This window comes from Streptomyces griseus subsp. griseus (assembly GCF_003610995.1).
Classification (GTDB): Bacteria; Actinomycetota; Actinomycetes; order Streptomycetales; family Streptomycetaceae; genus Streptomyces.
Map to the genome: position 1 here is coordinate 144,785 of NZ_CP032543.1, position 17,953 is coordinate 162,737.

Consider the following 17,953-nt stretch of genomic DNA (forward strand, 5'->3'; position numbering starts at 1 on the left):
ATCAGCCCCGGGTCAGGATTCCGTCGATCTTGGACTGGGCGTCCTTGAGGAGCTGGTCGATGTCGGCGTCCTTCTTGGTGAGGACGGCGGAGACGGCGCCGTCGAGGACGGCGTAGATCTGCTGGCCGTGCTTGGGCTCCAGCTTCATGTCGAGCTTCTGGCCGCCGTCGATGAACGCCTGGTAGTTCTCCACCGGCACGTTGGCGGAGGCCTTCTTCAGCTCCTGGTCCTTGGCGTCGGTGGCACCGGTGAACAGGCGGGGCTCGGGCAGGCCGACCGGTGACTTGTCCTCGGCGGCGCGGGCGTAGTTGTTCATGTAGCCCTGGCCGGGGGTGAGGAAGGTCCACTCCAGCCACTTGAGGCCGGCCTTGATCTGCTCGGGGGTGGCCTTCTTGTTGAACATGTAGCCGTCGCCGCCCATGAGGGTGCCCTGGCCGCCGGGCATCGGGGCGAACGCGAGGTCCTCGTACTTCCCGCCGGCCTCCTTGACGATGCGCGGCACGTTGTCGGGGGCGGCGAGGTACATCCCGAGCTTGCCGGAGCCCATCATCTGGAGGGTGTCGTTGATGATGAGGAGTTGCTTGGCGCCCATGGAGTTGTCGCGCCAGCGCATGTCCTTGAGGTTCTGCAGGACGGCCTTGCCCTCGGGGGTGTCGACGGTGGCCTTCTTGCCGTCCTCGCTGACGACCGAGCCGCCCTGGGAGTAGATGTGGGCGGTGAAGTGCCAGCCGCCCTGGTTCTGGGCGCTGTACTCGGCGAAGCCGACGGTGCCGTTGCCTAGGCCCGCGATCTTCTTGGCGGCCGCCTGGACCTCGGGCCAGGTGGCCGGCGGCTTCTCCGGGTCGAGTCCGGCCTTGGTGAAGAGCGCCTTGCTGTAGAGCAGGCCCATGGAGTAGTTGGTGCGCGGGATGCCGTAGATCTTCCCGTCGACCGCGTAGGCGTCCCGCAGGGGCTGGGCTATGTCCTTGTACGCCTTGAGGTCCTTGACGTACTCGGTGATGTCGGCGGCCTGGTTGATGGAGACGACGCGCTCGGTGTCGGTGAAGTACGTGTAGAACACGTCCTCCATCTGACCGCCGGCCAGCTTGGCGTCGAACGTCTTGGGGTCCTGGCACGGGAAGGCGTCGTGCGCGGTGATGTCGATGTCCGGGTTCTGCTTCTCGAACGCCTTGACGTCCTCGTCGAACCGCTGGTGGTCGATCTTCGCACTCGGCTGGGGCCAGCAGTTGACCGTGATGCGCGTCTTGCCGTCCGAGGCGCTCTCGCCCTCGGAGTTGCAGGCGGCCAGGCCGGTGACGGCCAGTGCGGTGGCGACGGCGGCGGTGCAGGTACGACGAAGAACAGAACTTCTCATCGGTGGACCCCTTTAGGGCAGGAGTGCGGGAAGCCCACAGCCCCGAGCTGTGCGGCGGACCACACTCAACCACCGCCGACGAATGTCCGCAAGATGTCACGTTGATTTCGTAAATCATTGACAGCGCGTACCCATCGGATACGACAAGAGCCCGCAGAAGTGCGGGCAGGAGGCTGTACACGGAGGCGCGGATCCGGCTATTACGGGCGCGTCGGCTCCGCAACGCCTGCAAGCGGCGGCAGCCGGGTGCGGACTGGGGACGCGCGCGGGAAGCGTGCGGGAGATGACCGTCATCGACGGTTCGGGAGCGCTCTCCGCACGGACGTACGGACCGCTCACCGGGGCGGTGGCGCGTCTTTCGCAGCCGGCCGCCGGGTGGCCGCGGTGCACCGGTGCTCGCCGAGCACTCGGCCGGACCGCGGCCCCACCCACTCCCGCCGGCGACGGTTCTTCAGTAAGCCGTCGCCTCGGATACGCAAGAATATGGCAATAGTTGCACGACGTTTATCGCCTCGTGATGGACATGGCCGCTTCTCGGCGGTCCGCCGTGAGCGGTCCGTCCGGGGTGGTCCGTCCTGGCGTCGGGGCCGGTGCTAGCGGTAGGCGGCGGACGACTGCACGCCGCCGAAATCGATCGCGCGGTCGGCGTCACGCAGCACTTCCTCGGCCACGCGTCGCACCTCGGCGAGCACGTCTCCCTGCTCCTCCACGAGGCCGGCGTAGATCGGCGCTTCGATGCTGTCTGCGGAACTCATATGGATTTCCCCGTCAGGTCTGGTGCGAAAAGCCCCGCCGGTCGGCGGAGCGGGGGCGAGTGTACGTGGTGGGCGGCGGAGGCCGCGATTCCCGGTCCGGGGACCGAGACGGCCCCGGACCTGCCGGAACAGCTCCCGGGCCCCGCCCCGGCGGCTCTCGGCGGCATCCGCTTCACCCTCCGCCGCTGCCCGCGCCGAGGTGGTGCACGGGGAAGCCCGCACGGGCGGCCAGCGCGGTCAGCTCCTCGGTACGGGCGGCCCGCAGACCCACCACCGGGTAGCAGTCGGACTCGATGTCGAGGACGGCCAGGGCGGCCCCGGTCTCCCGGTAGTGGCGGCCGCAGGCGTGCAGGAACTCCACCGTCGGCAGGTGCGTCTCCCGGTCCTCGAAGAGCACCCACGGGTCCGCGGAAGGCCGCGACTCCAGGCCGCGGAGCTGGGACCGGATCTCCTGCGCGTCCTCCTTCCAGTCGAACTCCGCGAGCAGCCCACGGGCGTCGAGGGCGTCGATGAGCGCGATCCAGGCGAGGTTCTCCACCGGCTCGTCGATGCCCCGCCCGTCCAGCCGGTCCGCGAAGGCGCTCACGTAACCGTGCGGGCTGTCGTGGGCCCGCAGCACCTCCTCGGCGACATCGGGATGCGCGGGGGCGAGCAGCGAGGCGATCGCGGCGAGGGCCGCGCGGGCGTCGTCGGGGGTGTGGGGTTCGGTCACAGGGGTGCTCTCCTTCTGCGGCCACGGCGCCGCCGGCTGGTCGGTCCGGTCGCACAGCGATCGGCTCGGGCCGGCTCCGCCGTGCTCAGGGCTGTTCCGGGCGCGGGGCGGGTGCTCCCTGGGTGCGCCGTCGTCGGGCGCCGGGGAGGGGCCGGTGCCCCTCGGTCCACTCGTTCACCCAGCCGCAGCCCGAGCAGGCGTAGCGGCCGTCGAGTCCCGCGATCTGGGTGCCGCACCGGGCACAGCCGATGTACGTGATCTCCGGGTGCTCCGTCATCGTCCGGCTCCCGCCGCTTCCGGGGCGGCGGCTGACACGAGTACGAAGTTCGTCATGGCAGCAACGTAACGCAGGGGTCCGACAGTGCCCCTGGCCCTTGGTCCGCCGGGCCCCGTTCGCTAGGTTCTCGATATGCGGACCCCTCGGGTCCGTACGCCGGGAGGCGTGCCGTACGTCCGCCGAGGCCCGTCCCGTGCACCGAGATCCGTACCGCATGCCGAGCTCCAGAGGAGAACACCTGTGCCTTCCTCCACCCCCTCCCCCGCCGTGGGTGTCATGCTGCCCCGCGATCTGCCCACGGAGCTGATCCTTCCGTTCGCGCGCCGGGCCGAGGAGCTGGGGTTCGCATCGGTGTGGGTGGTGGAGGATCTCGGGTTCCGCGGCGGGATCGCCCAGGCGGCCACCGTGCTGGCCTCCACCTCCCGGATCCGGGTGGGCATCGGGCTGCTGCCCGCCGGCGCCCGCAACGTGGCGTTCGCGGCGATGGAGATCGCCTCCCTGGCCCAGCTCTTCCCCGGCCGGACCGACATCGGCGTGGGGCACGGGATGCCCGGCTGGATGCGGAGCGTCGGCCAGTGGCCCAAGAGCCCGCTGACCTTCCTCAACGAGTACATCGACGCCCTGCGCGCGCTGCTTCGGGGCGAGGGCCCGGAGGTGCGGGGGCGGTACGTGCACCTCGACGGCGTCCGGCTGGAGCGCGGCGCGCTGCCCGACGTGGTGCCCGACATCCTGGCGGGCGTCCGGGGGCCGAAGTCCCTCGCGGTCTCCGGAGAGGTGGCCGACGGGACGATCCTCGCCGAGCCCGTCGCGCCCGAGTACGTACGGGCGGCCCTCGGGCAGATCGCGGCGGCCCGCCCGCACCGGCTGGTCGCGTACAACATCGGCTCCGTCGGCCCCGATCCGGAGGCGGCCCTCGCGGCGGCGCGGCCCGGCCTGGAGTGGATCGGCGAGCCGGACTGGCAGGCCCACATCGCCCCGCTCCCCTTCGCCGGGGAGCTGGTGGAGCTGCGGGCAGGGTGCGCGACCCGGGAGGAGTTCGTCCGCCGGATGCCCGACGCCTGGGTCGCTCAGCTCGCGGTCACCGGAACACCGGAGGCGGCCCGCGCCCGGCTGGGCGAGCTCGGTGCGGCGGGCGTCTCCGACGCCGTCCTCACCCCGGTCGGGCCGAACCCGCTCGGGGCCTTGGAGTCGCTGGCCGCCTTGGTCTGACGCGACCTTTCATCTGTGTCGACTTCCGATCAGACAGGAGACATTGTCAGCCGTTTTTGACTGCTTTTCGCTATGAACGGAGGCCGTGGGGCTCGGCGAGGCAGGATGGCCTCCGTGATGGGCAACCTCCCTGTCGTGACGACCAGCTTCGTCGGCCGCGACAGCGAACTGGACAGCATCGACCGGGCGCTTCGGGACCACCGGCTGGTCACGCTCAGCGGGAGCGGCGGCGTCGGCAAGAGCCGCCTGGCCCTGCAGACCGCCGGACGCGTCCGGGACCGGTACGCGGACGGCGTGTGGTGGGCCGACCTCTCCCATCTCGACGACGACCAGCTGCTCACCACGACGGTCTGCGACGGCGTCGGGCTGCTGGACCACAGCCCTCGCCGGCCGGTGGCCGCGCTCTGCGAATGGCTCTCCGACCGCCGGCTGCTGCTCGTCCTCGACTGCTGCGAGCGGGTGGTCGACTCCTGCCGTCAGCTCGTCACCGAACTGCTCGCCGCCGCGCCGGGGCTGACGGTCCTGGCCACCAGCCGGCAGCCGCTCGGAGCGGAGGGTGAGCACGCCGTGGAGGTGGCCCCGCTCTCGGCGGGTGAGGCCGGGGACGAGGCCGTCCGGCTCTTCCACGACCGCGCCGCCACCGTCGTCCCCGGCCTGACGTTCGACTCCCCCGCCGACAGCGCCGCCGTGGCCGAGATCTGCCGCCGCCTCGAAGGGATACCGCTCGCCGTCGAACTGGCTTGTGCCCAGCTCCGCGAGCGCAGTGCGCGGGAGATCACCGGGCGGCTGGCCTCCCGGCTGGACGCCCTCAGCGACGACACGCTCTGGCCCCGCCGTCACCGCGCCCTGCGCACCACGATCGGCTGGAGCCACGAGCTCTGCGCCCCGCTGGAGCGGCTGTTGTGGGCGCGGCTCTCCGTCTTCCGGGGCGTCATCATGGCGGCCGACGCCGAAGCGGTCTGTGCGGGCGGGCCGTTGGGCGCCGAGGAGATCGGCCCCGCGCTGGAGAGTCTCGCCGAGCAGTCCGTGCTCCGGCGGACCGGGGACGGCTACCGGATGCTGGACACACTGCGCGAGTACGGGGCGATGTGGCTCGCGGAGCTGGCGGAGGACACGCTCTTCACCGACCGGCACGCCCGGCACTTCGCGCAGACGGCCGTGCAGGCGCACGCGGGCTGGCTGGGGCCCCGGCAGGTCGAGTGGTACGGCAGGGTCGCCGCCACGCACGCGGATCTCTGCGCGGCCCTGGAGCATCTGCTCGCCGAGGACCCCGAGCGGGCGATGGAGATGGCCGGGTGCGCCGGTCTCTTCTGGAGCTGCTGCGGCCATCTGCACCAGGCCCGGTCCTATCTGGAGCGGGTGCTGGCGCTGCCCCTCTCGGCCGGTCCGCACCGCACCCGTGCGCTCTGGGCCCTCGGCATCACGCTGACCCTCCAGGGGGACCATGAGGCGGCCCGCCGGGTCGGCAAGGAGTGCGAGGAGGCGGCCCGCCTCGGGCAGGACGCCGAGGGGGTCCTCTCGGCGGCTCACTCCATGAGCTTCACCTATCTGATGATGGGCCGTCCGCAGACCGCGCACCTGGTCAGCGACCATGCCCTGCGCCTCCACCCCGGGGACCCCGCCGACGCCCCCTCCCAGATGCGCTGCCGCGTGATACGGCTCTTCGCCCTGTCCGCGCTCGGCCGCCTGGACGAGGCGTACGAGGAGGCCACCCGGCTCCAGCGGATAAGCCTGCGCTTCGGTGAGCACTGGGCGCGGGCGTACGCCGATCACCAGCTGGCCCTGATCCATCTGCTGCAGGGCCGCCCCCGCGACGCCGAGAGCCATGCCCGCACGATGCTCGCGAGCAAGCACGAGCTCCACGACAGCCTGGGCATCGCCCTCGGCCTCGACCTGCTCGCCGGTGCCATCGCCGCGCAGGGGGACGGCGTCGCGGCGGCCCGCACCTCCGGCACCGGCCACACGTACTGGCGGATCATCGGCCACCCCCACCGGGGCACCCCCGAACTCGGCGCGATCCGCGAGCAGTGGGAGCTCCAGGCCCGGCAGGCGGCGGGGAACACGGCGTACGAACGGGCCTATCGCCGGGCCTCGGCCGACGACGCCGAGCGTGGTCTGGCCCATGCCCTGGAGCGCCAACTGCCCTCCTGACCTGGCGCGCCCTGAAGGACGCTCCGAGGCGGCGATTCCCTTGGTGACCGGACGCGGCCCGCACCACGCCCCCGGGGTGGCAGTTGCCTCCGTGACCGAACTCTGCCCCCACCACGCCCTCGGGCGGCAGTTCCCTTCACGGCCCGGACGCCGCCGTCCCCGCTCCCAACCTCCGCCTGCCGACACGGATCACCGGCCTCCCGTACGACGATCACCAGTCGGCTCCGGCCGGGTGAGCGACGCTTCCCGCCACCGGTGCGACAGCCGGGTGGCGGTGATCGGCCGGATGGGCCACCTCGGGGGCGGGCTCCGGGCGGTCGCCCGATGCTGGGCTCGCGGCAGCCGCCGGGCGCGAGGTGCCCGGCCCGGACTGCGTCCCCGCCCCTCCCCCATCCCCAGGAGGTACGCCCGTGCCCACCCGTCCCCCTCTGCCCGCCCCTTCCCTGCCGCTGCGGCGAAGAGCCGTCGTCGCTGTCCTGGCCGCCGCCTCGCTCGCCGGGCTGATGACCGGCCCCGCCCAGGCCGGCGGTGACGGGCCGCACGGGCCGGTCGACCGCGAGTTGCAGCGCGGGCTCCAGGCGCTCGTCGACACCCCGGGCGGGCCGCCCGGGGCCATCGCCGTACTGACGGCCGGTGGCCGCAGCGAGGTGTACCGGGCCGGTACGGCCGAGGTCGGCACCGGGCGGCGACCGCAGACCACGGACCATATGCGGATCGCCAGTGTGGCGAAGGCCTTCAGCGGCGCGGTCGCGCTGCATCTGGCCGACCGGGGGCGCCTCTCACTGGACGACACGCTCGGCCGGTGGCTCCCCCGGCTCCCTGCGGCTTGGCACCGGGTCACCGTCGGCCAGCTCCTCAACCACACCAGCGGGCTGCCGGACTACACCGAGTCCCCCACGTTCATCGCCGAGTTCGCCGCCGATCCGCGCCGCCCCTTCGACTCGCGCAAGCTGCTGCGGTACGTCGCCGGGGAACCGCTGCGGTTCCGGCCGGGTTCGGCGTACCGCTACTCCAACTCCGACAACATCGCCGTCGCCCTCGTCGCCGAGGCCGCGACGGGCACCCGCTACGAGCAGTTGCTGGCGGAGACCGTGTACCGGCCGCTGGGGCTGCGCGCCACCTCGCTCCCCCAGGGGTACCGGCTGCCCGCGCCGTATCTGCACGGGTACGCCGTGGACCCGCCGAATCCGCCGGAGGACCTCTCGACCGCGATCGGCGCCTCCGGGGTGTGGGCGTCGGGCGGCATCGTCTCCACGCCCGGGGAGCTGGGCGCCTTCATCCGCGCCTGGGCCGGCGGCCGGGATCTGAGTCCGGCGGTCCGCCGCCGGCAGCTGACGTTCGTGGCGGGCAGCTCCGAGCCGGCGGGCCCCGGGCGCAACGAAGCCGGGCCCGCCCTCTTCGCGTACCGGACGCGGTGCGGGACGGTGTACGGCCACACCGGCAACTTCCCCGGCTACACCCAGCTGGCGGCCGCCACCAAGGACGGCAGGCGGTCGCTGACCGTCTCGCTGACGTCGCAGGTCAACAGCGCGACGAACCCCCGGCTGCTGGCCACCCTCCGCGCCCTTCAGGAGGACTTCGTCTGCCGGCTGCTGGAGCGGCAGAAGCCGCACGGGGCGTAGGGAGAAGGGGTACGCCGGGTGTCCGGCGTACCCCTTTCCCGTTTCCCGTGGACCGGTGACCCGTCCGGGGACGGTCAGTCGTTGTCGGTCTCCTCGCGGACGATGGTGTCGTTCTTGGCGTCCACGTCGAACGTGGTCTTCTTCCAGTCGGAGCCGACCACGTCGACCGACCAGATCACACCCTTGCCGTCGTTGTCGTCCAGGCTGACGGAGGTGATGGTGCCCTTCTTCTTCTCGGTGGCGACCTTCGCCGCCTGCTCGGGCGTCTGCGTGGCCTGGGAGAGCCACTCGGCCGTCTGCTTCTTGTCCTCGTCGTCCTGGTCCGCGTCGACGCGGGCCTCGATCACCTTGCCGTCGACCGCGTTGATCCGGACGGTGTGGACCGTGCCGTCCTTCTCGGCGACCTCCGCGATCCAGACGGGGGCGTCGGCCCCCGGGCTCGCGCTCGGCGAACCGGTCGCGGTGGGGCTGCCGGTCGGGCTCGGGCTACCCGTGGGGCTGGCGCTGCCCGTGGCGCTGCCGGTCGGGCTGGGGCTCTGGTCGCGGTCGTCGTCGTCCACACCCTCCAGGTCCAGATCGACGAGCTTGCCGCCGGCCACTTCACCGACCGCGGTCGTCGCGGCATCGTCGAAGGTGACCTTGGTGGCGTCCAGGACGTTCTTGCGTTCCTGCTGGTCCTCGGTCAGCTTCGCGGTGGCGGACGGGGACGCCGTCGTCTTCTGCGGGAGGACCTTCGCGGCTTCGGTGGCCGCGGACGTCGCACTGTCCGAGCTCTGACCACATGCCGTCAACAGGAGAGCGGCGGCCGCCACGCAGGCGGCGGCACCGGTCGCCTTGAGGTTGCGGGAGCGTAGGGAAAGACGGTTGTTCCGTCGGGGCTCAAGTCTCATGTACGCATGCCTAGCCCTCCCGGCGACCAGTCATGTTGTCCTACCGGCCGGAGTCACCCGATCGACCGGACACCTCCGCCCGTTGGCCGTCGCGCCCCTCCCCCTCACCGCTCCCCGGGCGGAGCGCACCCGGGTGCGAAACAATGGGATCGGGGCCGGATGTCGTCATGGCCCCGCCGGGAGGCCGTCATGGAGCACACGGAGCGCTACGAACTCATCTTCCAGATGTCCGGCGCCGAGGACGACGTGGTCGCCGTCGGGCTGACCGACCGGACCGGGGCGGGCGGATCTCCGGTGTACGAGGACGAGACCGGGATCGTCCGCGCCGAGATCAGCGACCGGGGCGAGGTGCGGATGCTCGCCAGCGGCGGACACCAGGCCCCCGGCACCCCGCTGCTCGCCCGGCCGCTGGGCGAGGGGGTTCCGGGGAAGCGCTGAGCGGCCGGACCGGCGGGGCGTACCGATGAGCGGTACGCCCCGCCGACGTATGCCACGACACCTCACACCCTCTTGTCGTCCACGCCCACCCATGCCCACTTCCCGCCCGAATGTGTTTACTTTCCGGAACCTCGGACGTAATCTGAGCGCGAAACCACAGACTCGGGCATGAAACGGATACGAAACCACATGTACGCACCGGAGCGTCAGCAGGAGATCCTCCGCCTCGCCCAGGAGAGCGGCCGGGTCGACGTGCTCTCGCTGGCCGAGGAGTTCCAGGTGACCGCCGAGACCGTGCGGCGGGATCTCAGGACGCTGGACCGGGCGGGGCTGCTGCGCCGGGTGCACGGCGGTGCCATTCCGGTCGGGCGGCTGGACTTCGAGCCCGACCTCGCCGAGCGGGACGCCGTGGCCGCCGACGAGAAGGACCGGATCGCGCAGGTGGCGCTCGCGGAGCTGCCCGCGGACGGCAACGTGATCATCGACGCCGGGACCACGACGGCCCGGCTCGCCGCGGCCGTTCCCGTCGACTCCGCGCTGACCGTGGTGACCCACGCGCTGCCGGTCGCCGCCCGCCTCGCCGACCACCCGGGGATCGCCCTGCACCTGGTCGGCGGCCGGGTCCGGCACCGTACGCGAGCGGCGGTCGACGCCTGGGCGCTCGGCTCGTACGCCGAGATCAGCGCCGACGTCGTCTTCCTCGCCACCAACGGCTTCTCGCCCGAGAGCGGCCTGACCACCCCCGACCTCGCCGAGGCCGCCGTGAAGCGAGCCGTGGTCAAGGCCGCCCGCCGGGTCGTCCTGCTCGCCGACTCGGGCAAGTTCGGGCAGCGGCACTTCGCCCGCTTCGGTGACCTCACCGATGTGGACCTCCTCATCACCGACACGGGCCTGAGCCCCGACGACGCCCGCTCCATCGAGAGCCGGGGCACGGAAGTGGTACGCGCATGATCCTCACCGTCACCCCCAACCCCAGCCTGGACCGGACCTACGAGCTGCCGGACCTGGTCCGGGGCACCGTCCTGCGCGCCACGGCCGACCGCGTCGACCCGGGCGGCAAAGGCGTCAACGTCTCCCGCGCGGTCGCGGCGGCCGGCCACCGCACGGTCGCCGTCGCCCCCATGGGCGGGCCGGAGGGCGCCCTGCTCGCGCGGCTGCTCGGTGAGCACGGCATCGAGGCCGCCGGGGTGCCGGTCACCGGCAGCACCCGGATCAACGTCACGCTCGTCGAACCCGACGGCACCCTGACCAAGATCAACGCGACCGGGCCCGAGCTCAGCGCCGCCGAGGCGGAGGACGTCCTGGAGGCCGTGCGCGCCCGTTCCGCCTCCGCCGACTGGATCGCGTGCTGCGGAAGCCTGCCGCGCGGGCTGCCGCCACAGTGGTACGCGGAGCTGGTCGCGCGGAGCCACCGGGCCGGTGCGCGGATCGCGCTGGACACCTCCGGGGCGGCGCTGACCGCCGCGCTGCGGGAAGGGCCGGACGTGATCAAGCCCAACGCCCAGGAGCTGGCCGAGGCCGTCGGCCGTCCGCTCGCCACCGTGGGCGACGCCCTGAAGGCGGCCGAGGAGCTGCGCGAGCGCGGCGCCCGGGCGGTGCTGGCGAGCCTGGGGGCCGACGGACAGCTGCTGGTGGAGGAGGGCGGGGCGTACTTCGCGACCGCCCGCGTGGCGACCGTACGCAGCAATGTCGGCGCCGGGGACGCCTCGCTCGCCGGATTCCTGACGGCGGGTGGTCAGGGCCCGCGGGCCCTCGCGTCGGCCGTCGCCCACGGTGCGGCGGCGGTGCAGCTGGCGGGGAGCCTCATGCCCACCCCGGCCGACCTCGACCTGTCGGCGGTCACGTCGGGTGGAGACGTACCCCTGGACCGTCCGCTGACGGAGCCCGCCCCATGACCCCCGCACACCCCGCCCCGAGCCCCACCCGAACGAGCCCGCCGCCTTTCCGTCCCCCGCACCGCCGCCCGGCGGTCCCCGAGCAAGGAGCACCGCGATGAGTGAGCTGATCACCGCGGATCTGGTCGACCTCGATCTGTCCGCCGCAACGAAGGACGCCGCCGCGAGGTCGCTCGCCGAGCGGATGGTGGCCGCGCACCGTGTCACCGATCTCGACGGCTTCCTGGCCGATGTCGCCGCCCGCGAGGCGCAGATGCCGACGGGACTCGACGGCGGGATCGGCATCCCGCACTGCCGGAGCGAGCATGTCAGCGCCCCGACCCTGGCCTTCGGGCGCAGCGCCCGGGGCGTCGATTTCGGCGCGGCCGACGGTCCGGCGGACCTGATCTTCCTCATCGCCGCGCCCGCCGGGGCGGACGACGACCACCTGACGATCCTGTCGGGGCTGGCCCGCAGGCTGATGGACCCGGAGTTCACCGCCGCCCTGCGGGCCGGGACCGAACCGGGCGCGGTCGCCGCGCTGATCCGGGGCGAGGAGCCGGCGCCGGAGACCGCGCGGACGGACACCGCTCCGGAGCCCGAGGCCGCGGCGCCGATACCGGCAGCCAGGGAGACCACCGAGACCCCCTTCCGGATCGTCGCCGTCACCTCCTGCCCCACCGGTATCGCCCACACCTACATGGCCGCCGAGTCCCTCACCGCCGCCGGCCGGGCCGAGGGGGTCGAGGTGACGGTGGAGACCCAGGGCTCGGCGGGGTTCAGCAAGCTGGACCCGGCCGTCATCGCCCGGGCCGACGCGGTCATCTGGGCGCATGACGTCGAGGTGCGGGAGAAGGGGCGCTTCGGGGGCAAGCCGCTCGTGGACGTCGGGGTGAAGGCGGGCATCAACCGGCCCGCCGAGCTGATCGCCGAGGCCCGGCGCAAGGCGGAGCGCGGTGAGATCTCCGCCGCACCGCAGGGCGGGGACGGGCCGGAGGCCGGTGCGGACGGTGGATCCGGTGCGGACAGTGCGCACTTCGGGGTCCGGCTGCGTACGTATCTGATGTCCGGCGTGAGCTACATGGTGCCGTTCGTCGCGGCGGGCGGTCTGCTGATCGCCCTGTCGTTCGCCATCGGCGGCTACGAGATCGTGGACGCCAAGTCGGTCGCCGACCACTTCGTGTGGGGGCAGATGGACAGCTGGGCCGCGCTGTTCAACCAGATCGGTTCGGCCGCCTTCGGCTTCCTGGTGCCGGTGCTGGCCGGGTACATCGCGTACGGGATGGCGGACCGGCCCGCCCTGGTCCCGGGGTTCGTCGGCGGCGCGATCGCGCTCACCGTGGATGCCGGGTTCCTCGGCGGTCTGGTCGCCGGTCTGCTGGCCGGTGCGGTGGTGATGGCCATCCAGCGGGTCCCGGTCCACGCCACGTTGCGCGGGATCATGCCGGTGCTGGTGATCCCGCTGATCGCGTCGGCGGTGGTCGGGTTCCTGATGTTCATCGTGGTCGGCAAGCCGATCGCCGCTCTGCAGAGCGCCCTCACGGACTGGCTGAACGGTCTCTCCGGCTCCAACGCGGTCATCCTCGGCGTCGTCCTCGGCCTGATGATGTGCTTCGACATGGGCGGCCCGCTGAACAAGGTGGCGTACGCCTTCGCGGTCGGCGGTCTGGCCGATCCGACCGACGGCAGCCTCAAGGTGATGGCGGCGGTCATGGCGGCCGGTATGGTCCCGCCGCTGGCGATGGCCCTGGCCACCACCGTACGGAAGAAGCTGTTCACCAGGACGGAGCGGGAGAACGGGCGGGCGGCCTGGGTGCTGGGCGCCTCGTTCATCACCGAGGGCGCGATTCCGTTCGCCGCCGCCGACCCGCTGCGGGTGATCCCGTCGGTGATGGCGGGCGGCGCGGTCACCGGTGCGCTGTCGATGGCCTTCGGGTGCACCCTGCGCGCTCCGCACGGCGGCATCTTCGTCGTGCCGCTGATCGGTGAACCGTTCCTGTACCTGCTGGCGATCGCCGCGGGCACCCTCGTGGCGACCGCGCTGGTGGTCCTGCTCAAGGGCGTCCGCCGGACGGCCGCGGTACCGGCAGGGGAGGCGGAGGCCGTGGCCGCGGACTCCCGGGTGGGTGCGACCGTCTGACCTCGTCACGCTCGCGGAACGGGGCACAGGATCTCTGGTCCGGTGCCCCGTTCCGTGCTCCCGGGCCGCTTCCCGTCGCTAGATTCGACGGTATGACCGAGAGCTGGGACGCGGCCGACCGGGCCGTACTGACACTGCCCTCCGGGCGCCTGATTCGCGGTCGGGGCCTGCGCAACCCCCTGCCCGAGGGCCCCGAGCCGGAGTTCGGCGTCTATCTGCTGGGGCGTACGCCTCCGCCCTCCGGCTGGGAGTCGCGGTGGCTGCGGTGGCCGGACTTCCGGCTGCCGGCCGACCGGCGGCAGGCCCGGGAGCTGCTGGCGGAGGTGTGGCGGCGGGCCCCCGGCGAGCGGGTGGAGGTCGCGTGCGGGGGCGGGATCGGGCGGACCGGGACGGCGCTGGCCTGCCTGGCCGTGCTGGACGGGGTGCCGGCCGGGGAAGCGGTGGCGTTCGTCCGCCGGGGGTACCACCCGCGAGCGGTGGAGACCCCGTGGCAGCGGCGCTACGTACGCGAGTTCGGCCGGGCCGGGTAGCCCTGCCCGGCCGGGCCGCCGTCAGGGTGTGGCGAAGGTGTCGGGCACGGGCAGGGTGTTCCAGCGGTCGGCCGGCCAGGCGACGACGACGGCGCGGCCGACGACCTCGTCGACCGGGACCATGCCCTTGTTGCGGTCGTCGGTGTGGTAGCGGGAGTCCGCCGACGCCTGCCGGTGGTCGCCCATCACCCAGAGCCCGCCCTGCGGGACGGTGACCTTGAAGGTGCCCTTGTCGTCGTTGCTGCACGGGGTGTTGCCGGGGAACACATAGGGCTCGTCCAGGGCCTTGCCGTTGACCTTGACCGGTCCGTCGCCCGCGCACTCCACGGTGTCGCCGCCGACGCCGATCACCCGCTTGATGAGGTCCTTCTCCTCGGCCGATGGCATCACGCCGACGAAACTCAGCACCTTCTGCACGGTGTTGGGCGGGTCGGTCGCCACGCCGTCCAGCCAGCCGTCCGGGTCGTGGAAGACGATCACCTCGCCCCGCTCCGGCTCGGATCCGAACCACGGGGTCAGCTTGTCGACGAGGACCCGGTCGCCCTTCTGGAGGGTGTTCTGCATGGACTCCGACGGGATGGAGAAGGCCTGGACGAGGAAGGTCTTGATGAGCAGGGCCAGGACGAGGGCGATCCCGATGAGGAGCGGGAGCTCCACCCAGAAGGGCCGGTGTCTTCTCGTCCCCGCCCGCCGTGCACCCGCACGCACCATGACGCCGCTCCTCGCCCCGTGTCCCGCCCACCCGTCCCGGTGGGGAACGGATCTTGTCGGGTCACTCTATGGGGCGCGGCGGACGCGGCGGGTCGCGGCTCCCGACGCGGAGGTCAGGTGGCGGGGGCCGGCGGTGTGGCGGGGGCGGTGCCGTCCGGCGGGACCGTGGCCCCGGCACCGGCGCGCACCGCCTCGACCACGCTCTGGTGGAAGGCGCGGCTCTCCTCCTCGGAGGCGCACGGCACGGGGCTGCCCGCGAGCGTGAACCAGTCCGACGAACCGCTGTACTGCACGGCCACCGACGCCTGGCCATCGGACCATGTCGTGTGCACCGTGAGGTCTCCGCTCAGGATGCCGGCTTCTTCGGTGCGGACTCCGCCTGTTCCCGCGAAGACACCGCTGGTCGTCCACGATGCCCAGCTCATGACGTGCCGCCTTTCGGACGATGACAAGCCTCTGCGGCGGACTGCTTTCGAGTATGGCACCGCCGCCTGGAGGGTGCACGGGTTGCGGAGGTGGTTCCTCCGCAACCCTGTCTCACGCGCGTTCCCGTACGCCCCGGACGAATGCGGCCTGGCCCGCGTGCTGGAGGTCCTCGGCGATGACGCTGATCAGCCGGACACCCAGGGTCACCGGGGGCGACCAGGCCTCGTCGACGATGCGGTCCAGGCCCCGGCCGTCCAGTCCGCGGACGAAGTCGAGGGTCCTCTCGTGGACGGCGTCGTAGTAGCCGAGGAGCAGGTCGGCGGAGTCGACGCGGACGGCGGCGACCTCGTCGCCGCTGTGCCCGAATCCGGTGGCCTCCTCGTCGAAGGGGAGTCCGAAGCGGTCGGCCCAGCCCTCGGTGAGCCAGACCTGGCCGGTGCCCGCGGCGTCGGCGATGTGGTCGTCCTGGACCCGGGTGAGATGCCAGATCAGCCAGGAGATCGAGTTCGCCCCGTCGTCGATCCGGGCGTTGAGGTCGTCGGCCGGGAGTCCTTCGGCCGCCGCGTGGACCGCTTCCCTGACCCGGTCGAACGCCTCGGCCAGCGTGTTCGCACTGTTCATCCCTTCACCTTCGCCTCCTGGGCCGCGCGGACCGCGCTCCGACACACGCGCGTCGCCCGGCGCGTACGCCCTACCGCAGCCCGTCCAGCCACTCGGTCAGCAGCCGGTTCACCTCGTCCGGGCGCTCCTGCTGGATCCAGTGCCCGCAGCCTTCGAGGATGTGCGCGGCGGACAGGCCGGGGAGGGTGGCCGGGTAGGCGTCGATGGCGTCGGCCATCCAGGTGGTGGAGGCGTCGAGGGCGCCGCCGATGAAGAGGGAGGGCTGGGTGATGGGCGCTCCGTGCCAGGCGGCGAGGTCTTCCCAGTCGCGGTCGACATTGCGGTAGCGGTTGAGGGCGCCGGTGAATCCGGAGCGTTCGAACTCGCCGCTGTAGACGTCGAGGTCGGCCTCGGTGAGCCAGGCGGGCAGCGGTCCGGTGGGGAGCCGGTCGGCGAGCCGCGCTCCCGGGGGTACGAAGAAGAGCCTGCCGTGCTCCTCGGGGGAGAGGGTTCCGCCGGTCAGCCCGGTGTAGAAGCCGGCGAGCCAGCCCCGTACGTCCCGTTCGATCTCCGCCTCGGCCCGGCCGGGGGTCTGGAAGTAGCTGACGTAGAACTCCTCGTCCCCGCCGATCCGGGCGAAGCCGTCGGTGGGGCGGTGCTCCCCGCGCGGGGAGTAGGGGACGCTGAGCAGGCCGACGGCGGTGAAGACGTCCGGGCGGAGCAGGGCGCTGTCGGCGGCGATGGGCGAGCCCCAGTCGTGGCCGACGACCGTCGCCGTCTCCTCGCCGAGGGCGTGGACGACGGCGGTGTTGTCGGCGACGTGGGCGAGCATGCGGTACGCGTCGGTGGCGGCGGGTTTGGCGGAACGGCCGTAGCCGCGTACGTCGATGGCGGCGGCCCGGTATCCGGCGGCGGCCAGCGCGGGGAACTGGTGGCGCCAGGAGTACCAGGACTCGGGGAAGCCGTGGACGAGGAGGACGAGGGGGCCCGCGCCCTGCTCCACCAGGTGGATGCGGCCGCCGGGGGTGTCCACCAGGCGGTGGACCGCGCCGGGCGGGGTGGCGGGGTCCGTCGGGGGCTGCGGCATGGTTCCTCCTCGGACGCCCCAGGGGTACGGGGCGGTCGTGACGGGTGCGGTCGGGCGGCCGGGCCGGAGCCCGGCCGCCCGCTCACGATCATTCGGGGGCGTCCGCCGCCCGCACAAGGATCTTTGCCGTACCGGCAAAAGGGGGCCGGGGACGGTCAGACGAGGAGCCGCAGCAGGTGTGCGCAGGCGGTGGACTCGTCCGGGTGGCGGGCGAGGACGTCGTCCTGACCGCGTTCGTAGGCGCCGGTCTCCCATCCGCCGTCCGCCGCCCGTCGCAGGAAGAGGAAGTCGGGCGGGGTGGGGGCCGGCTCGTGGACGCCTTCGATCCGGTAGTAACCGCCGGGGATGCCGGCCGCCACGAGCGCGGCGTTCAACGTCTCGCGGTCCACGGGGGGTTACGCGGCCACGGAGGTGAGGTAGCCGTGGTCCAGCAGCCACTTCACGTTCAGCCGCTCGCCCTCGCCGGGGTTGAGGAAGACCGGGTCGAGTTTGATCTGCCGGCCGCCGCCGGGCTGCTCGAACCACGGGGCGATGCTGCCCTGCCAGACCCAGAAGGGCTTCGCCACCTTGTAGACGCGGTAGTCGCAGGGGGTCGCCGCTTCCCGGGTGCTGAGGTTCTGCGGGGGCAGGGCGCGCTCGGCGTAGGCGTCACCGGCCGGGGCGAGGTAGCCGCCGTACTCCGAGCCGAAGCGGTCCAGGCGCTGGCCGGGGCGGAGCTTGGACGGCTCCTTGTCGATCTCGCCGTTGACCTCGCCGAAGCCGTCGTTGGGCGGGTACTTCCAGCTTCCGGTGTCCGCGGGCCCCTCCCAGTACTTCTTGAGGAAGGCCTGCGGGGAGAGGCCGCCGGTGCGCTGGTAGCCCTTGAGGAGCGGGCCGACCGGGGCGAGGCGGTTGTTCGGCAGCCACTTGGGGCCGAGCCGGGCGTCACCGCGGTATTCGCCGGTGCAGGGTTCGTGCCGTTCGGCGGCGGCCGGGGCGGCTGTGGCGGTGGGGGTGGTGATCAGTCCGGCGGTGATGCCGAGCGCGGCAAGTACGGTACGCATGCGGTTCATTCAGGGGTCCCCTCGAGCACTGATGACCAATCGGACAGCTGACGAAGGGTAACCGTTCGACTACCTGGAGCATCCACGCCATGCCGCTTTCCGGCCAGGACGGACCATGCTCCATCGACGCAGGG

Annotated in this window: 19 protein-coding genes; 8 read left to right on the forward strand and 11 right to left on the reverse strand. The window is 72.6% G+C overall.

Annotated elements, in window-relative coordinates:
* Nucleotide 1: 1 nt before the first annotated feature.
* The 4 genes from D6270_RS00715 to D6270_RS00725 form a co-directional block, all read right to left on the reverse strand.
* On the reverse strand, nucleotides 2–1,354 hold the full coding sequence (locus D6270_RS00715) for an ABC transporter substrate-binding protein (protein WP_109167724.1): 1,353 nt from the start codon (nucleotides 1,352–1,354) through the stop codon (nucleotides 2–4).
* 593 nt (nucleotides 1,355–1,947) lie between these two features.
* The gene (locus tag D6270_RS32670) at nucleotides 1,948–2,109 is read right to left on the reverse strand and encodes a hypothetical protein (protein ID WP_202419017.1); all 162 of its coding nucleotides are present in this window, start codon (nucleotides 2,107–2,109) and stop codon (nucleotides 1,948–1,950) included.
* A gap of 172 nt (nucleotides 2,110–2,281) precedes the next feature.
* On the reverse strand, nucleotides 2,282–2,821 hold the full coding sequence (locus D6270_RS00720; RefSeq protein ID WP_109167723.1) for a DUF6630 family protein: 540 nt from the start codon (nucleotides 2,819–2,821) through the stop codon (nucleotides 2,282–2,284).
* Nucleotides 2,822–2,906: 85 nt separating this feature from the next.
* Nucleotides 2,907–3,098 carry a hypothetical protein gene (locus D6270_RS00725; RefSeq protein WP_109167722.1) on the reverse strand — a complete coding sequence of 64 codons (192 nt, stop codon included), beginning with the start codon at nucleotides 3,096–3,098 and terminating at the stop codon, nucleotides 2,907–2,909.
* A 240-nt stretch (nucleotides 3,099–3,338) separates the two neighbouring features.
* On the opposite strand from D6270_RS00725, the gene D6270_RS00730 reads away from it, so the two are divergent.
* From D6270_RS00730 to D6270_RS00740, 3 genes are all read left to right on the forward strand, one after another.
* On the forward strand, nucleotides 3,339–4,307 hold the full coding sequence (locus D6270_RS00730; protein WP_204117243.1) for an LLM class flavin-dependent oxidoreductase: 969 nt from the start codon (nucleotides 3,339–3,341) through the stop codon (nucleotides 4,305–4,307).
* Between the two features lie 117 nt (nucleotides 4,308–4,424).
* On the forward strand, nucleotides 4,425–6,458 hold the full coding sequence (locus D6270_RS00735) for an ATP-binding protein (RefSeq protein ID WP_109167838.1): 2,034 nt from the start codon (nucleotides 4,425–4,427) through the stop codon (nucleotides 6,456–6,458).
* A gap of 503 nt (nucleotides 6,459–6,961) precedes the next feature.
* Nucleotides 6,962–8,080: a serine hydrolase domain-containing protein gene (locus D6270_RS00740; protein WP_225977020.1), complete on the forward strand. Its 1,119-nt coding sequence runs from the start codon at nucleotides 6,962–6,964 to the stop codon at nucleotides 8,078–8,080.
* A gap of 74 nt (nucleotides 8,081–8,154) precedes the next feature.
* Here D6270_RS00740 and D6270_RS00745 read toward each other — a convergent pair whose 3' ends face one another.
* Nucleotides 8,155–8,970, reverse strand: a complete 816-nt coding sequence (locus tag D6270_RS00745) for a PepSY domain-containing protein (RefSeq protein WP_204117242.1) — start codon at nucleotides 8,968–8,970, stop codon at nucleotides 8,155–8,157.
* Nucleotides 8,971–9,159: 189 nt separating this feature from the next.
* Here D6270_RS00745 and D6270_RS00750 point away from each other — a divergent pair, with 189 nt between their 5' ends.
* The 5 genes from D6270_RS00750 to D6270_RS00770 all read left to right on the forward strand — a co-directional run bounded on the left by D6270_RS00750 (nucleotide 9,160) and on the right by D6270_RS00770 (nucleotide 13,952).
* Nucleotides 9,160–9,408 (forward strand): DUF6296 family protein, encoded by a 249-nt coding sequence (locus tag D6270_RS00750; protein WP_109167719.1) that lies wholly within the window; start codon nucleotides 9,160–9,162, stop codon nucleotides 9,406–9,408.
* 189 nt (nucleotides 9,409–9,597) lie between these two features.
* Nucleotides 9,598–10,359 (forward strand): DeoR/GlpR family DNA-binding transcription regulator, encoded by a 762-nt coding sequence (locus D6270_RS00755; RefSeq protein WP_109167718.1) that lies wholly within the window; start codon nucleotides 9,598–9,600, stop codon nucleotides 10,357–10,359.
* On the forward strand, nucleotides 10,356–11,303 hold the full coding sequence (gene pfkB / locus D6270_RS00760; RefSeq protein WP_109167717.1) for a 1-phosphofructokinase: 948 nt from the start codon (nucleotides 10,356–10,358) through the stop codon (nucleotides 11,301–11,303). Before D6270_RS00755 ends, pfkB begins: the two co-directional genes overlap by 4 nt.
* Nucleotides 11,304–11,400: 97 nt before the next feature.
* Nucleotides 11,401–13,422, forward strand: a complete 2,022-nt coding sequence (locus D6270_RS00765; RefSeq protein ID WP_109167716.1) for a PTS fructose transporter subunit IIABC — start codon at nucleotides 11,401–11,403, stop codon at nucleotides 13,420–13,422.
* Between the two features lie 92 nt (nucleotides 13,423–13,514).
* Nucleotides 13,515–13,952, forward strand: coding sequence for a protein-tyrosine phosphatase family protein (locus tag D6270_RS00770; protein WP_109167715.1), 438 nt, complete (start codon nucleotides 13,515–13,517; stop codon nucleotides 13,950–13,952).
* A gap of 21 nt (nucleotides 13,953–13,973) precedes the next feature.
* Here the strand turns inward: D6270_RS00770 and lepB are convergent, their stop codons facing one another.
* From lepB to D6270_RS00800, 6 genes are all read right to left on the reverse strand, one after another.
* Complete coding sequence (lepB, locus tag D6270_RS00775; RefSeq protein ID WP_109167714.1) at nucleotides 13,974–14,663, reverse strand: signal peptidase I; 690 nt, start codon at nucleotides 14,661–14,663, stop codon at nucleotides 13,974–13,976.
* A gap of 113 nt (nucleotides 14,664–14,776) precedes the next feature.
* On the reverse strand, nucleotides 14,777–15,088 hold the full coding sequence (locus D6270_RS00780) for a hypothetical protein (protein ID WP_109167713.1): 312 nt from the start codon (nucleotides 15,086–15,088) through the stop codon (nucleotides 14,777–14,779).
* Nucleotides 15,089–15,200: 112 nt separating this feature from the next.
* Complete coding sequence (locus D6270_RS00785) at nucleotides 15,201–15,710, reverse strand: mycothiol transferase (RefSeq protein ID WP_109167712.1); 510 nt, start codon at nucleotides 15,708–15,710, stop codon at nucleotides 15,201–15,203.
* A 70-nt stretch (nucleotides 15,711–15,780) separates the two neighbouring features.
* A complete protein-coding gene (locus D6270_RS00790) occupies nucleotides 15,781–16,776 on the reverse strand; it encodes an alpha/beta fold hydrolase (protein ID WP_109167711.1) in 996 nt (331 codons plus the stop codon).
* Between the two features lie 155 nt (nucleotides 16,777–16,931).
* A complete protein-coding gene (locus tag D6270_RS00795; RefSeq protein ID WP_109167710.1) occupies nucleotides 16,932–17,165 on the reverse strand; it encodes a hypothetical protein in 234 nt (77 codons plus the stop codon).
* Nucleotides 17,166–17,171: 6 nt separating this feature from the next.
* The gene (locus D6270_RS00800) at nucleotides 17,172–17,828 is read right to left on the reverse strand and encodes a TNT domain-containing protein (protein WP_109167709.1); all 657 of its coding nucleotides are present in this window, start codon (nucleotides 17,826–17,828) and stop codon (nucleotides 17,172–17,174) included.
* Nucleotides 17,829–17,953 lie beyond the last annotated feature (125 nt).